At 61.8% G+C, this 15,321-nt stretch carries 11 protein-coding genes; 9 read left to right on the forward strand and 2 right to left on the reverse strand.

Features of this window, described 5'->3' with window-relative positions; translation table 11 throughout:
- Positions 1–162 precede the first annotated feature (162 nt).
- Complete coding sequence (locus E3T34_RS09190; protein WP_134342791.1) at positions 163–666, forward strand: cupin domain-containing protein; 504 nt, start codon at positions 163–165, stop codon at positions 664–666.
- Between the two features lie 93 nt (positions 667–759).
- Here E3T34_RS09190 and E3T34_RS09195 read toward each other — a convergent pair whose 3' ends face one another.
- Entirely contained in the window at positions 760–1,386 is a 627-nt protein-coding gene (locus tag E3T34_RS09195; RefSeq protein WP_134342792.1) for an NUDIX domain-containing protein, read from the reverse strand.
- A 79-nt stretch (positions 1,387–1,465) separates the two neighbouring features.
- On the opposite strand from E3T34_RS09195, the gene E3T34_RS09200 reads away from it, so the two are divergent.
- From E3T34_RS09200 to E3T34_RS09235, 7 genes are all read left to right on the forward strand, one after another.
- The gene (locus E3T34_RS09200; RefSeq protein WP_134342793.1) at positions 1,466–2,443 is read left to right on the forward strand and encodes an ARPP-1 family domain-containing protein; all 978 of its coding nucleotides are present in this window, start codon (positions 1,466–1,468) and stop codon (positions 2,441–2,443) included.
- Positions 2,440–2,985 carry a dual specificity protein phosphatase family protein gene (locus tag E3T34_RS09205; protein ID WP_134342794.1) on the forward strand — a complete coding sequence of 182 codons (546 nt, stop codon included), beginning with the start codon at positions 2,440–2,442 and terminating at the stop codon, positions 2,983–2,985. The genes E3T34_RS09200 and E3T34_RS09205 overlap by 4 nt, the downstream gene beginning before the upstream one ends.
- Positions 2,982–3,767, forward strand: coding sequence for a hypothetical protein (locus tag E3T34_RS09210; protein ID WP_134342795.1), 786 nt, complete (start codon positions 2,982–2,984; stop codon positions 3,765–3,767). Before E3T34_RS09205 ends, E3T34_RS09210 begins: the two co-directional genes overlap by 4 nt.
- A gap of 26 nt (positions 3,768–3,793) precedes the next feature.
- Complete coding sequence (locus tag E3T34_RS16160) at positions 3,794–4,777, forward strand: hypothetical protein (RefSeq protein ID WP_198412279.1); 984 nt, start codon at positions 3,794–3,796, stop codon at positions 4,775–4,777.
- Positions 4,778–4,779: 2 nt separating this feature from the next.
- Positions 4,780–5,613 (forward strand): hypothetical protein, encoded by an 834-nt coding sequence (locus E3T34_RS09225; RefSeq protein WP_134342796.1) that lies wholly within the window; start codon positions 4,780–4,782, stop codon positions 5,611–5,613.
- Between the two features lie 127 nt (positions 5,614–5,740).
- Positions 5,741–7,951, forward strand: coding sequence for a hypothetical protein (locus E3T34_RS09230; RefSeq protein ID WP_134342797.1), 2,211 nt, complete (start codon positions 5,741–5,743; stop codon positions 7,949–7,951).
- Positions 7,944–9,599: an Hsp70 family protein gene (locus E3T34_RS09235; RefSeq protein WP_134342798.1), complete on the forward strand. Its 1,656-nt coding sequence runs from the start codon at positions 7,944–7,946 to the stop codon at positions 9,597–9,599. Before E3T34_RS09230 ends, E3T34_RS09235 begins: the two co-directional genes overlap by 8 nt.
- On the opposite strand, the gene E3T34_RS09240 is transcribed toward E3T34_RS09235, so the two are convergent.
- Positions 9,596–12,970, reverse strand: coding sequence for a helicase-related protein (locus E3T34_RS09240; protein WP_134342799.1), 3,375 nt, complete (start codon positions 12,968–12,970; stop codon positions 9,596–9,598). The two genes, E3T34_RS09235 and E3T34_RS09240, sit on opposite strands and share 4 nt — an antisense overlap.
- Positions 12,971–13,168: 198 nt before the next feature.
- On the opposite strand from E3T34_RS09240, the gene E3T34_RS09245 reads away from it, so the two are divergent.
- Positions 13,169–15,319: an AAA family ATPase gene (locus tag E3T34_RS09245; RefSeq protein ID WP_134342800.1), complete on the forward strand. Its 2,151-nt coding sequence runs from the start codon at positions 13,169–13,171 to the stop codon at positions 15,317–15,319.
- Positions 15,320–15,321: the final 2 nt, after the last annotated feature.

Genomic DNA, 15,321 nt, shown 5'->3' on the forward strand with positions numbered 1-15,321 from the left:
ATCCGCGGTACAAGAGCACGCTCACGCCGACCTGAGCGTGATCGTGACGGGTCGTAAATGACCTCAATCGGGGCGCCCTCCCGGTATCCAATCCCCTGGGGGCGGCCTAGCGTTCGAACTGTACGCGTCAACCCCGCTGTCCCCGCACCAGGAGGAGGAATCATGACCGTGAACCCAGCCGGGGCAGCCGGCATCCGTGTGAAGACTGCCCGTGACATCGAGGCGACCGGAGACCCCGGCGCCTTGGACCGCTACCTCATTGACAGTGCGGACTCGGGTGGGGTGATCGCCGTCGTTGAACATCTGCTGGCGCCGCTCACCCTCGCGGCACCGATCCACCGGCACAGTCGGGAAGACGAGTACAGTCTCGTGCTTGCCGGGCGGCTCGGCGTCTTCGAAGAAGGCGACGAAATCGTGGCCTTGCCGGGTGAGCTGGTGTTCAAGCCGAGGGGGCGCTGGCACACCTTCTGGAATGCCGGCGAGGAGCAACTGCGGGTCCTCGAATTGATCGCACCCGGCGGGATCGAACAGCTCTTCCGCCAGTTGGCCGAGCCGGGTGGCGAGTACGACCCGGCGACGCTCCCGCCGCTGGCGGCCCAGTATGGCTGCGATGTCGACTTCGAGGCCACCATGCCCCTGATGCAGCGGCACGGGCTCGTCTTCTGAGGCACCGGCGACCCCTCACAGCGCCCGTGAGCATCCCCGACGCGGGCGATTGAAGGTCGATTGGTTGCCTCTCACGGAGTCAGCGTGGCCGACTCACCCCACCGCGTGCCGAAACACCTTCGCCGGCTTGCCGACCACGCCCTGCTGGTAGGCATCCGTCTCGACCAGTTGGCCCAGCATGTGCCGGCGGAACGTGTCCTTGCCGAGCGGCTCGCCCGCGATCGCCGAGTGCAGCCGCAGCAGCTCGAGCAGCGTGAACTCCGGCCCGAGCAGCCGCTCCGGGTCGGCGAACGCGCGATAGGAGGCCCGCAGGGTGTCCACCGCCATCTCGATGATCTTCCTGTGGTCGTAGACCAGGTCGTGCACCTCGGCCACGGGCGTCAGGTCGACGTGGGCGACGGATGCCTCCGGCACCACCACGAGATGCGCCACCGACATCACCCAGCCCCGGTTATCCCGGTCGGGGTCATCGAAGACGTGCAACTGGCGCGGTCTGAGTCCCTCGATGTGTGCCTTGTCGCGCAGGGAGCGGAGCACGGCCTCGGCCAGCGTCTCCCGCTCATGCACGAACGTTCCCGGCAAACGCCAGCCGGTCTTGTTCTGCACCAGTGCAACGCAGAGCGCGCCGTCTTTCACCGTGAGCACCGCCGTGTCCACCGCCACCGACGGCCGCGGATAGTCGGTCAGGAGCTTCTTGGCACTGTCTCGATACTCGGTCACTAGGTAATTGTCGCAGGTTTGATCTATGTTGTGAATAGATCAAGATTGATCGAATCAAAACCCAAATCAGGGGGACCAAATGAAACACACACTTCATGTCGGACACGGCACCAGCTTCGGCGCCGTGACACTCTTCCCGGTCTGGACGGATGCGCCCGGCCTGACCGGCCTCGACTGGTCGAGCGCCGGCCTGCACGTCGCCGAGCGGGAGGGTGGGCCGGTGGTCGGCGAGCTCGTGGTGCAGAACACCGGTGCCAAGCCGGTCGTGCTGCTCGAGGGTGACCTGCTCGCCGGTGGCTGGCAGGACCGCATGGTCGCCGCCAGCACGATCATCGACCGCGGGGAGGGCCGGGTGGTCGAGGTGGTCTGCGTCGAGCACGGGAGGTGGGGCGGCGACCAGGAGCACGGAGCCCGCGGGCGGCGCGGGGCGGCATCCGTTCGGTACGGACTCGACCGGGCCCGGCACCCCGAGCCTCACGGCGGGCAGAACGTCCAGAACAATGGCGAGCAGCTCGAACCCGCCCAGTATCAGGTCTGGAAGCGGATCGGCCGGTTTGAGACCGAGCTCGGCGGCACGGAGAGTTCCTCGATGCTCGACCACCTGGGCCGGGCGCCGAGGGTCGACGCCGGCCGCCTGCCCGGCCAGCGCGGCGTGGTCGTCGGCATCGGGGGAGTCGTGGCCTGGGGCGAGCTGTTCGGCAGCACCGCCGGGCTCGCGAGCCGGTGGACCGGCCTGGTGAACGCGGCCATGCTCGACGCGCAGCTGGCGCCCGCCGCCAAGACGCCCGCCTCGGCCGCACGGCACTTCGTCAGCGGCTGGTCCGCGATGCCCGCGATGGACACCCAGGCCCTGGCCGCGCAGTCGGCGGCTGCCCTCGACTCGCTCTTCGACCCGGTGCCCCTCGAACACGGCGGAGACGCCCACGGTGTCGCTCCGATACTGTCGAGGCGGGGGAAGTTGAGTCTGAGCGGCATCCGTCACCGTGATCGCCTGGTGCACGCCACGGTGTTCAACACCGCGCACCCGCAGATGGAAAACGCCGGGGGGCACGCATGACTCTCACACGTCCGGCACGCTTCGACTACGCCTACCTCGGTGACGTCTCCACCCTGATCCGGCATCCGCACGACGCCGGGGTCTGGCTCGGTGCGGCCGGAGCCCTCGACGCTCTACCGGCCGAGATCGACGCGGTGGTCTCGCTCTGCCGGGTCGGCCGCAGGCAGGTGCCGGCGCGCATCCGTCATCACCTGCAGGTGCGCCTGATCGACCGGGACGACCCCGCGGAAAACCCCGACCTCGACGTCGTGCTCAGCGCCACCGTGGACGCCATCGCCGCGCTGCGGGCGGAGGGCCACACGGTGCTGCTGCACTGCGCACAGGCGCAGAGCCGCACCCCGTCGGTCGCCGCGCTCTATGCGTCCCTGCATCGGGGCGTGCCGATCGAGCAGGCGCTCGCCGAGGTCGTGGCTGCCCTACCGGTGGCGGCGCCGAAGCGTTTCCTACGCGAGGCCATCGTGCGGCTGAGCCCGGCCCATGAGGCAGCGTCCGCGCAGACGGATGCCGCTCCGCACCTGACTAACAAGGAGACCACACCATGAGCGACGCGGCATCCAACGATTCCGGTAACAGCTTCGTGACCAACAACGACGACGACGACGGCGGAGGCGACGGCTTCGAGGAGTACAACCCGCCCGCCGACCGCTTCCTCACCGCGCAGCTGTGGTGGATCGCGAGCGAACTGGTGCGGCGGCATCCGCACCTGCGCATCTCGGGCCACGAGGTCCCCGGCGATGGCCGCCTGGTGATCGTGCATGACGAGCAGGACGGTATGAGCATCCAATGGGATCTCGTCGGCGGCTGCAAGTACCTGGTCAACGGCGTCGTGACCAGCATCAGCTGGATCGAGATGATGGCAGCCATCAGCCCGCACGAGACCGTCAAGCGCATCGAGGTGGCGACGGGCCTCGGCATCCCGAAGGCCACCCCGGTGACGACGCCGCGATCGCTGACCTACCGGGTGATGGCCAGTGCGCTCGCCACCGCCGTCGACGACCGGCACGACTGGTACGCGATGCCGGCGCCGATGAACCCCGACGACGACCCCGACTGCGCCTACTTCCGGCCGTTCCCCACGGCGATCGAGGCCCGCGACGCCTACGTGCTGGCGGTGGACGAGCAGCTCGCGGCGACCGGTCGCAGCATCCACTTCTTCCAGCCGTTCTGGGCGCTGTTGCGCAACCTCGAGCCGATCGCCATCTTCGATGCGGCCGGCGTGATCCACACGGTGATGGGCGCGACCGAGCTGATGCCGGCCTACGAGTACATCGACCGCAAGCTCGCCCTCACCACGGCCCGCGTTCTGGGCCCGTACCTGCCGTGAAGACACCCGAATCAAGGAGCACCGCCATGACGCACCACGAAACGCCTGCACCCAAGAAAATCCTGTACATCGACCTCGACAACACGCTCGTCGACTTCCCGAGCGGCATCGCGCGGCTGAGCGAGGCGGACCGAGTGAAGTACGCGGGCCACTACGACGATGCCCCCGGAATCTTCGGCCTGATGGACCCGTTGCCGGATGCCCTGGAGGCCTACCGCGAGCTGGCCCAGCACTTCGACACCTACATTCTGTCGACCGCACCGTGGCACAACGCCTCCGCCTGGCACGACAAGGTGCTCTGGGTACAGAAGCACCTCGGTATCGAAAGCGAGACTGCCGCCTACAAGCGGCTGATCCTTTCCCATCACAAGAACCTCAACCGCGGCGACTATCTGATCGACGACCGCTCGGCGAACGGCGCAGGCGGCTTCGAAGGTGAGTGGCTGCAATTCGGGCCGGATGCCGCGTTCCCGAGTTGGGCATCCGTTACTGACTACCTCATCGCAGGTGCCAGGCCCTCACAGTTTCACGACGCCATCACTCTGGCCCGCATGGCGCATGCAGGGCAGGTCGACAAGCTCGGCGTCGCGTACATTTACCACCCCCTGGCGGTGATGCAGCGCGTGAGCGGCACCGATGCGAAGATCGTGGCCGTGCTGCACGACGTCGTGGAGGACACCGACGTGACCCTCGACGACCTGCGCAGCCGGGGCTTCTTCGAGGAAATCGTCGCGGCAGTGGATGCTCTCACGAAGGTAAGAGGGGAGTCGCTCGACGAGTCGATGGCTCGCGTCAGAGCCATCCCGCTCGCGCTGATCGTGAAGCAGGCCGACATCTCGCACAACGCCGACCCGGCGCGGCAGGCGGGTTTGTCCGATGAGTCTCGCGTCAGGCTGACAGAGAAGTACGAGACGTCTGCCCTGCTGTTGGGCACGACTCTTGAGCAAATCCTCCAGCAGTTCGGGGCGCCGAATTCCACTGTGCGAGTGGCAGTAATGCACGGCGCCTGACCATGAGCGACCGATTTCTCCTTGAGCGTCAGCGCATCAGTGAGCACCCGATGGGCAATGCCAGCTTCTTCGACAATGCCGGCCAAGCACTACAGGGCGGTCAGTCTGAGTGGTTCTGGGGTGTACCTGGCGTATTCCAGGCCCTTGCCGCTCCACTTTCCCTCCAGCGGGTTCCCGCCGCGCCGGACGTGCGCGACGTGCACGAGCAGGCCCTTGGCTACTGGGCTGCATTGCACTATTTGCTGCTACATCGGCTGGGATGGGCCCATCCAGATAGAGGTTTGCGGTGGTGGTATGACGAGGGGAAGCCGGTCGAGGATCCGACGCTGTCTCTCATCTCCGAGGTGTGGGACCGCGACGGAAACTTGGACGCGTATCTTGGCTGGCTCTTGAAAGGTCGCCCAGTGTTCCTCAACGCGGACGGCCCCGAATCGGCCACATGGCCAGCCGATCTCGAACCGCTGGCGCCTCACTGGGAGAGGTGGGTGAGAGAAGTTGAAGCAGCCGCCGAGCTCACGGGGTCCGAGTACTTTCAGGGGGGATGGGACCCTCTGCATCTGACCGGTCACTCGGGCGAATGCGGTGTTCCCGACCCGACTTCGACGATTTCCGTGATCTCACGCATTGACCGTCGGGCCTCCTTTCTGACCAACACGATGGACGCCTGGCATTTTGACCTTGAGAAGCAGGCAAAGAAACTGCCTGATATCGGTCAACGTTCCTGGCGGGTCGATGTCATCGTCAGACCGGTTGGTTTCCTGGGAACCTATCGGCGATCGAGTGTGACCGGCCTATGGTTCACCGGGCGGCACCAAATCCACGCTGCGGGTAACTGATCAAATGATCCTTTCGCAGCCCAAGTTCACTATGCACGACATCGGACCCAGAGGTGTCACTGGCGACACTGAAAGGCCGTGTGCGGGGGTTGGCAGGAGCGAAGACAACGCTCAATACACTGGTGGCGTGTCGGAAACATTTGTGGTTATAGAGCTTGCGCATGGTGAACGAGAAAGCCGGACCGGGAGAATCGTCGAGGTGCACAGCCACAGCCACTTCACCGTTGAATGGCAGCCGGGCAATCGGCAAGAGGTGAAGCTGCGCAGCGGTTTAATCCAGGCGCGAGTGGGGTCACCACGGTACCTGCAATACATGGATCCTGACGATCTCCCGCGACTGATGACCGAGGCGCCCCTCGAATTCTTCATCACCGTCATTCGCGAGGAGAAGACCGCCAAGACCGCACAGCAGATCAAGGCGGCCGCGGTGGGATACGATCTGGATCCCGGCGCGGTGGCGAAGGCTTGGAAGCAGGCCGAAGGTCAGCTCGCTGAGCATGATTCCATAAATAAGAGTGGCAGCGCGAAGCCCACCTACGGCTGGCGCGGAACACCGCCGGCAGGGCTCACCGTTGGAGAGCGGAGGGTTCAGGCTGCGCTCGACTCTGAGCCGCCACTGAAACGTGAGGACGCAAGCGCTGAGTCACGGAAATCGTCGATGCCTCTTCGAGAGGACGTGCCTAACCCTCTGTCGATGCCCCTCAGCAGCGCAGAAGCGCCCGTAATGCAGAAGACTGGCCTGTCCTCGGAACCGGTTCTCCGGCCGGGGCATACCAGGCCTTCGAAAGCTGCGTCGAAGGCGAATACCGAATCCGCGGCTTCCTCATCTGAAGTCCTGCAGAAGCTCGCTCTGAACAACTCGTCACGGGCGGAGCAAGACGAACTCGTGGCCGCTTACGCCAAGGTGAGTCATTCGGCCATGGACGACCTCATCTTCGCGCTCATCACCGATGGGCAGGCCAGCAGCAGTGCACTGCATGGGTTTGCGCAGGCCCCTCTCGCTTCAGCGCTGCTTCTATCGGGCTATCCCAGTTCTCTCCTGGAAAGCGTCGTCGCTTTACTCGAGGATGAAACAAAGCGCACGATATTCCCGCTCCTTGCTCCACTTCAGCGTCGCCTCAAGTTCATGGGCGAGCTCGAATTCACGGACTGGGCGGCTTCGCAGTTGGCTGTGCCGGTGCTCGCACTGGCGCTGGCTGAAACTAACAGGGCGTCGACCGAGCGGCGAACGGCTCTGCGCCCGGCCCTGATTGCTTTGGCCAGGCACTTCCTATGGGAGAAGCCCAACACTTTCGTTGGCTTTGAACAATGGGCTGGGCTTCTTGTGGCACTCAGGGATTCGTCGGCAACCGAGTCCGTGCGAGTCCAAGGCTCAATTGTCGATCGAGTGACCCACATGATCCGTGCGGCCTCACGAGATGGCGGCTCGCGGCCCACCCGGAGCGAACTCGACCGGCTTGCTGCCGCAACGAAACACCTGCCACTGGAAAAGCATGACGGCCGAGCTGCTCTGATCGCAGCAGTCGGTCGCCTTGAACCTTCTCGCTTGAGAGAACCTTCCTGGTGGGTTGGGTTGGATTTTGATGCGCTCGTTCGCGTCGGTGATGGCGCTGTGAGTGAGATGCTCCGCCTTCCGGATGTGTTGGAGAAATACGTGGTTCCACTCGTGACGCAAGCGACCAGGACTGCGTCAACGAGGCGAGATCTGGCCAGGCTGATCGGGGAGTCAAACCTTGTTGCTGCCCAGATCGCACCTGACATGCTCGTCACCGCATTCGCGCGCGTCGCCGAACGTGACACTCTCGCTTCCCAGTGGATGGACCAGCTGAACAACAAGCACCTGCTGGATTCGTTGCGCTCGGAGAGAGAGTCAAATGTCTCCTTGCTCACGGCTGCTCAATCGGAAATCGCGGCCTGCCGGGCCGACCTTGAGAGAGCATCCGAGCAGGCTGCAAAACTGAGGGAAAAGCTTTCCCTGGCTGGAGATGCCGTCGGCACCCTCCGTGATCAGGAGAAGAGACAGATTGAGGTCAGCGCAGTCAAGGCGCTCGCTCAGCTGGCCGCGATGGTTGAGGCAGAGGCCACACACCTCGAACCGGCTACTCTGACGGCTCGAATGCAGGCTTTCCTCAAGCGCCAGAATCTGAAGGCGATCGGGCGGTCCGGTGTCGACGAGCCCTTCGACCCCATCAACCATGAAGCCCCTGGTAGTAGGCCTGAAATCGGCGACGCCGTCGATGTCGTGCGGTCAGGGTATATCTGGACAACAAGGGACGAAGACGTCCTTCTGATCAAAGCGCTAGTCACAAAGAAGGTTGCAGACGTGAGCGATGAGTAATGAGCGTGTCCGTGGAGTCGACTTTGGAACATCTACCTCATTGGTAGCCGAGTCCACCTTGTTTCAACCCGAAGTCGTCCCGCTTGGGACCACCACTTCCTGGCTACCGTCGGTCGCGGGCATCGACGGCAGCACCTGGTACATAGGCGAGGAAGCCGGATCCCTACCGGAAGACCAGATCCTGCGTTCGGTCAAGCGGGCAATCACGAACAACCTCGACCGCGTTTCCATCTTCAATGGTGAAGAACGAATCGACGTCGACGCAGACAGCGCGATCGAGATGATTCTTCGGTCCATCGCCAAGAAGGCGCAGGACAACTTCGTCCCCGTCGATGAACGTGGTTCTGTGAGACTGGGATGTCCCGCGATGTGGACAGGTGATCAACGGCGCCGACTCATCACCCTCGCTAACAAGGCAGGCATCGCCGTCGGAGACAACACCCTGATCGATGAGCCGATCGCTGCCGGCGTGGCCTGGATAACAGAGCAGGCCCGCAGAAATGTGCCCATCGATGGGAAACTCCTGGTGTTCGACATGGGCGGAGGCACGCTGGACGTCGCCGTCCTATCCGTCGTGCTTGAGGAATCTGGCCCTTCCATATCGGTTCAGTCCGCGATAGGTATCGACGAGGCCGGCGACGCGCTCGACGACCTCATCGTTCTTGACCTCGAACGGAAATACTCAGACCTGGGTATCGCGCTCAAAGGTCGAGCCGACTACGAAGAGATCCACGGGTGGATGGTTCGAGCGGCGCGGCACGCCAAGATCGAGTTGGGGACCGAACACGAGACAACAATCGTGATCGGATACCCGGGATATACCTTGCCGTCCCTTACCTACAGTCGGTCAGAACTCGAGATCGCATTCGAGCCCCAGCTGGACCGGGCAATGGCGTCAATCGAATTGGCCCTTCGAGCTGGGCTCATGTCACAGGTGGGCAGACGCGGCGTGGCCTCGAGGTCGATGTCGCCGAGCAAGGCTCGGAGCCTCAACCTTGAGGCACTGAAAGACGGAGTCGACTATGTCCTTCTCGCCGGAGGTATGGCTCATGTCCCCGCCATCTTCAATCGGATGGCCCAATACTTTCCGGCCGATCAGATCTACGGTTCGAGTGCCGCCGAAGAACCGACCGAGACCATCGTGAGAGGTCTTGCAGAGGATCAGGCCTACGAGCGGCTCAATCTCCATCGCCCAGGATTTGACTTTGTAATCACCTGGAAAGATTCGGTGACCGATGAAGAACGCGAAGTTCTCGTCTACCCCGCCTACGAACCGCTGTACACGCACCACACGGTGATCCACACCGATTCCGTTGAGTACCGATGGACCGACGAACACCGCGAGCTCCAGAAATTCGGGCAAGGCCAGCTCAGAGTACGTTCCGTCAGCAAAGTAGCCATCAATTTCAAGTTCGCACACGAGGAGGTTCCCTTCGTGCCGCTCAACTTCGGGCAGTCGGCGCCCGTTCTCAAACTCGATCCGAGCGGGCGTGTTTTCATCCGGGATGGTAACGGGGAAGTTTCCACTATGCGCGTGTCCCAGTGGCCTGTCATTCGTGGTGAGGGTTCTGAATCAATCCAAGTCGAGGACACGGATGAGCCAGGCACCCAGGTTCGGCGCTGGTCATCCGACTACACGGGGGACTAGGACTCGGTCGGACAGCCCGTGATGTAGATGATTGCCATCTGTTCCACGCTCATGGTGAGATGCCGTTTCTCCTCGTAGTTCTGCCGGATCTCGTCTCGGTCACGAGTCAGATTGCGAAGCCGGCCTTCCTGCATTCTGATGATGTTCGGGGAGTTGCTCGTCATGCGTTGGTGCGATAATTGCTCGCGCGTTCGGTCGATCTTGATTTGATTTGAGTGCAGAAGCGACTCGATACGCGCGTCGACGAGGGCAGAGTTGTCCTGACGTCGTTCTGAGCGAATGTTTTGGTGTCGGTCATCCAGAATTCCTGCGAGTTGCTTGGCAGCGGAGTGCAGATTGCTTGGGAGCGGTGCGTTGCTGTTGCGTAAGGTCCCATCAGCCACAGCCACCATGAACTGCTCTTCCAAGCCCTCCACGGAGGCGCCTGTTTCGAGATCCATCGTCGTGATCCACAGTTCGCACAAGGGACGAACCCCGACTGACCGGACCAAATCGACTCGCGCCAGAATCCGTGATTGAGCCGCCAGCCCGTCGATGCTGAGCGTCCCAAACCTTTGGAGCCGCACGGCCTTTTCGCCCAGCGATGCGACGGCCAGACGGATGAGAGGGTGTCGGGCGGTGATGAGTTCGATCGCTTCGTTTCCGATCGCTTCCGGTTTGAAACTGATTGTCACGGGGTGGCCGTCGCGCAACAGGCCGACGAGCCTGCCGACGCCGATCATAGTTCCGCCATCTGTGTGGCGGACGTCCCGCAGCGCGCGCGCGAGGTCCAATGACCCGCGCACGATGAAGAGGTCCGCCCGAGGACCCGCATCAATAGTCCCCTTGAAGTTTTCGAGGAGTGTGGAAAGTAGACGAAACAGCTCGTGGTGCCCGATGTATCTCCCGCTGGATGGTCCGTCCTCCGTCAATCCATCGATGTCGAGTTGGGAGACGGTCGTGAGCACGCCGCTGGACTCTTCGAGCTGTCTCACGTCGGAGCGTTTCTTCTCAAGCGCGACGGCAATGCGGTCCATGTCTGCTTCGCGCTCCGTTGGCGACAAAGTGGGGTCAAGTAGACGCTCAACGTCTTGCATGGTGCTACGCATGATCGGTTCGAGATCTCCAATGGAGTTTTCGAAGACACCGATTCGCATGTACAGCCGTCCGATGATCTCGCTTTCGATCGTCCCCGGCACGTGCATGTTGAAGATCAGAATCTTGTCGTGCTGTTGGCCGAATCGATCGAGGCGTCCGATGCGTTGCTCGACTTGCATCGGGTTCCAGGGGAGGTCGTAGTTCACCAGTACATTGCAGAACTCAAAGTCAAGGCCTTCCGACCCCACCTGGTTTGCGATGAGGATCTCGAATTCCTGGTTCCGGAATCCCGTAATGACGTCTTCGCGGTTGGCCATGGGAATGCCCCCGTGGAGGACTCGGGTGGAGAACTCGGGACTGAGGCTCTTCGCCAGATATTCGACCGTTCCTCGAAAGAAAGAGAAGATGAGGATCTGCTGTGAGCCGCTGTCACTAACAGCTCGCAATCGGCTCTTGAGGGCTTCGAGTTTTGAATCTCGATCGATGCGCCAATCGGCAAGCCGGGCAAGACCGGCATCCCATCCGGAGGGACCCTCCGTACCGCTGATGCTGTCCCAGTCCTCGAACCCGGCGTCTTCGTCGTTGGCCTCGTAGGCCCAACCTTCACGTTCCCGCATCAGGGCCCTCATCACGGGGATGCTGCTGGACGCCTGCCGTAGGGGCATCTGCATGGCAAAACCGACGGGCAAACCGCTTGCTTGTGCCTTCCTGCGGTAGTGGTCAACCACTGCTTCGTAGAAGTTCCGCTCCTGATCGGTCCAGACGACCGCAATCTGCTCCGCGATTCGTTTGGCTTTCTTGTCGGGAACGTCGACCTTGCGGGTGCGGCTCAACACCCCGCCCAGGGTGTTCAGCTCTGCCACGATTCGCTTGATCGCGGCGATCTCGGAGTGCTCCAACGGCGCGTCGCCAGAAAGCAGAGCCCTGAGCCTTGAGAAGTCCGGTCGTCTCGACAGGGCCCCGCCGTGCTCCATCGCATGGATGAGGTCCAGCTGCTGCCTGGCGGACACCCGCGACCTCGTCTCGTGTGCACTCACGATGCGTGCGACGGCATTGAGAGCCTTGTTTGGTTCCAGCTGCCCGTTGAATACGGCTCGATCAGGGAACCCTCCCTCGTCGAGGAGGTGAACCAGATTGTAAAGGTCCTCGGAGCCGAGGTTCAAGGGCGTGGCTGATAGAAAGACGAGGTAGTCCGCCCAGTCAGAAAGTAGTTCTCCGACATGGTGAGACTTTGATGTGCGATTTCGGAGGACGTGAGCTTCATCGACGATGGCCAGATCAAAATGCGGATTCAGGTCGGCGAGATCGGCCAGGAGGTCTCCCGAACCACGTAGCGACTCAATCGACACGATTCCCACGAATTCGGGATCCTGATCTTGTCGAAGCTTCTCGGCGAATTCGCGAAGGTCGCTCTTTTCGAGCAGCGGGAGTGTGCGCATGAACCGCCGCTCCATCTCTTGCTGCCACTTGACGCGGAGAGCGGCAGGCACTACAACCAGTGCGCGACGGATGGGTGCACGCTGCTCGAGTTCCGTCCAGATGAGTCCGGCCTCGATAGTCTTCCCGAGCCCGACTTCGTCGGCGATGAGGAGTCGGCTGGTTGCCGAGTTGAGTATCTTCAGCGCTGGGATGAACTGATACGGCTTGAAGGTCGTTTTCGTGGCGGCGTAGGAATAGAGCACGTCGGTGAGGGGATAGTTCAGTTTCAGCCAGGAGAGCGTCAGCCCGATGTCATTCGCGCTGGCGGGATCCTGTCGCAGCCAGAACTCCGGGCTGCGCGGGTCGCCGTCCATTAGCTCAAGATCCTCGGCGTCGAACGACTGCAAGGAGTGCTTGATTTCCACCGCGACTTGGTGCCGGCCGCCAGAGCGTCGAACGCTGCTCACCTGACCAATGACACGTTCGGAGCGGGGGCGTACGAAATCTCCTGGGGCGAATGGTGAGCCGCCCAGGAACGACTCTGCACCTAGCCAATGGTCTTTGTAGATGTCGCGCGCCGCACCCAAGTGGGTGTCGTCGGTGCGGTACCGGGCGGAGGCGGCGGGTCCAGGATCTCGCGCGCCGAAAACGAGAACGGCATGCCACCTTGCCTCGACCTTGAACGCGTATGCGCCGGAGCTGAGCTGTCGAGTCGCTATTCGGGACTGGGCGGCTCGAGCTTCATCCACCGACAAACCGTCGACGCTCGTGGCCTGTTCGTCGGTGACAGCTCCGATGACGAGTGCAGTTGCCGGTTCGAGTGCTTCAAGCCAGGCCCAGCTTTCGGAATGCGGCCGATAGCTGAGGTCATCCAAGTGCTCCACCAAAATCGACTCCCCCGAGGATCTCCACTGCGAGGCGGCGTCGCCCCTGGGGGAATCCTACGATGTCAGTGCGCTCCCACCTGGAGCGACTCCCTGTCAAGCCAAGTCGCACTGCGGTAGGACTCAGTGCAATTGGCGGTCGTGCGGAAAGCGGAGGGGGATCTGACCGGTGACGCTAGGGTCAGACTCATGACGGCGAATGAAAACAGGGCTCTGCGCGCTCAGGCTGTGCTCAAGCTGCTTCGGGACAATCCCGAAGGAATAGCGGGTGGATCGAATGCGTCGGGCGTTTTTGACAAAGTGATGGCGGCGATCCCGCTGGAAGATCAAGAGCAAGTTGTCCTCAGCGGTGGGCGCCCGCGAGGGATCAACAACCTCGCCTGGGCCTGCACAGAATTCGCTAAAGCCGGATGGTTGCTCAAGATCGACGGGACAGACGAGACTTGGCAAATCTCCGAGGAAGGTCTGTCGGCTCTTGAGACATTCACAGATCCCGAAGACCTCAGCCGCGAGGCTCGCGCTCAGTACTCAGAGTGGAGCGCGCAGTCCAAGGCCAAGAAGGCTGAACTCCTGCGCACGGTGATCGTGCCGGGGAGCTTGGAAGAAGAACGCGTGCGCGAGGCGGCCTCTCTGTTCGTCGTCCACGGGCTACAGGAGGGTGACTCCGTGTTCTCTCCAGGACGATCCGTATGGAATCGCTCCGCGATTGACGAGCTTCTTGCTGTTTTCGTCTACGCGCCAGAATTTGAGCCAGGCAAGTTCGTCGAGAAGCTCGGAGTGCAACTCGCTTCCGCCTCGGACAACGCGCGCCTGCTCATGGCAGAACTCGTGACGTGGCAGTTGCTTCCAATCCACAAGGGAGCCATCGGCGCTCGCGCAAAACAGCAGCGCATCGAGACGATTCTTTCCTACATGGACCATCCCGTGCAGATACCTGCCCCGCTTCTGAGGGCTTTCAAAACGGGGGTCTTTAATCCAGGCCAGGCCATGGCGAACGGCTTGTTCCCAGCTACAGTGCTCCTGATTCATCTCGTCGACGCGTGGATAGAGCTGTCGGATACCGAGCGGATATCAATGTTGACTGATGCTTGGAAATGGAAGGAGTTCGTCTTCGGAATCCGCGGCAACGTCTTTTCCTCTCAGCGGAACTCGCTTCTCTACCTTGTTCATCCCGAGGTCTTTCCACCAATCGTTTCGGAGGCACACAAACCGCTGATCAGAGAGGCGTTCATAGGCGAAATACGCGAGCCGAGTGACGATATCGACCGTGATCTTCTTGAGATCATTCTGCAATTGCAGCGCAAGTCACATGAACCCGTCAACTTCTATGACCCGCTTCTCTCCAAACGCTGGATGTTCGAGGAGACTCCCGTTCCCGTTCCCGTTCCGGAGCCGAAGCCAGATCCGGTAGTAGACCCGTATCTTCCAACCAGGCAGGGCTTCCCAGCCGCGGGCCCAAACCTTGTAGCGGATCTGCATATGGATCAAACCTGGCTGCAGGACCAGCTCGAATTGCTGGAACGGAGGCGTCAGGTGATTCTTTATGGGCCGCCCGGAACAGGGAAAACGTTCCTGGCGCTGGCGCTGGCGCAGCACGTCGCGGGCGAACGGAACAACACCGAACTAGTGCAGTTCCACCCCAGCTATTCCTACGAAGACTTTTTCGAGGGCTATCGGCCCACGTTGAAAGACGCGGTACTCACCTACGAAGTCAAACCGGGTCCATTGCGTCGCATCGTCACCCAGGCGATTGACAATCCAGAGTTCAACTACGTGCTGGTGATCGATGAGATCAACCGGGGGAATCTCGCGAAGATCTTCGGGGAGCTCTACTTTCTGCTTGAGTACCGGAACAGGCGCATCAGCCTGCAGTATGGAGATGATCAGTTCACTCTGCCGGAGAACCTCTTCATTATCGGCACGATGAACACGACCGATCGTTCCATAGCTCTCCTGGATGCCGCGATGCGACGGCGTTTTGCATTCATTGAGCTGAGCCCGGATGCCCAGCCAACAAGGTCCGTGCTCGACAGATGGCTGGTGGCAAACAACATGGATACCGAGCCGGCAAGGCTTCTCGCGGCGTTGAATGGCTTGCTCGTCAAATCGGATTTGCGGATCGGCCCATCGTATTTCATGCCCTCCGATCACAAGCTCCCTGAGGCGCGGCTCGCGTCAATCTGGAAGACCGACATCCTGCCTCTTCTTGAAGAACACCACTATGGCGACGACACGAACGTTGCCACACGCTACGGACTTCCCGCCGTGCGAGCTGCTGCGGTCGACGCTGTGATTTCACACGCCCAGACATCGGCCATGGACGATCATGTGGTTAGTTGACA

The sequence above is a fragment of the Cryobacterium sp. TMT1-62 genome, assembly GCF_004403145.1.
In the GTDB taxonomy this organism is placed as follows: Bacteria; Actinomycetota; Actinomycetes; order Actinomycetales; family Microbacteriaceae; genus Cryobacterium; species Cryobacterium sandaracinum.

What these genes read in the sequence shown, in the direction of transcription:
- E3T34_RS09210 (WP_134342795.1), top strand. Translation starts at nt 2,982, where the DNA reads ATGAGCGACGCGGCATCCAACGATTCCGGTAACAGCTTCGTGACCAAC.
- E3T34_RS09225 (WP_134342796.1), top strand. Translation starts at nt 4,780, where the DNA reads ATGAGCGACCGATTTCTCCTTGAGCGTCAGCGCATCAGTGAGCACCCG.
- E3T34_RS09235 (WP_134342798.1), top strand. Translation starts at nt 7,944, where the DNA reads ATGAGTAATGAGCGTGTCCGTGGAGTCGACTTTGGAACATCTACCTCA.
- E3T34_RS16160 (WP_198412279.1), top strand. Translation starts at nt 3,794, where the DNA reads ATGACGCACCACGAAACGCCTGCACCCAAGAAAATCCTGTACATCGAC.
- E3T34_RS09190 (WP_134342791.1), top strand. Translation starts at nt 163, where the DNA reads ATGACCGTGAACCCAGCCGGGGCAGCCGGCATCCGTGTGAAGACTGCC.
- E3T34_RS09205 (WP_134342794.1), top strand. Translation starts at nt 2,440, where the DNA reads ATGACTCTCACACGTCCGGCACGCTTCGACTACGCCTACCTCGGTGAC.
- E3T34_RS09245 (WP_134342800.1), top strand. Translation starts at nt 13,169, where the DNA reads ATGACGGCGAATGAAAACAGGGCTCTGCGCGCTCAGGCTGTGCTCAAG.
- E3T34_RS09200 (WP_134342793.1), top strand. Translation starts at nt 1,466, where the DNA reads ATGAAACACACACTTCATGTCGGACACGGCACCAGCTTCGGCGCCGTG.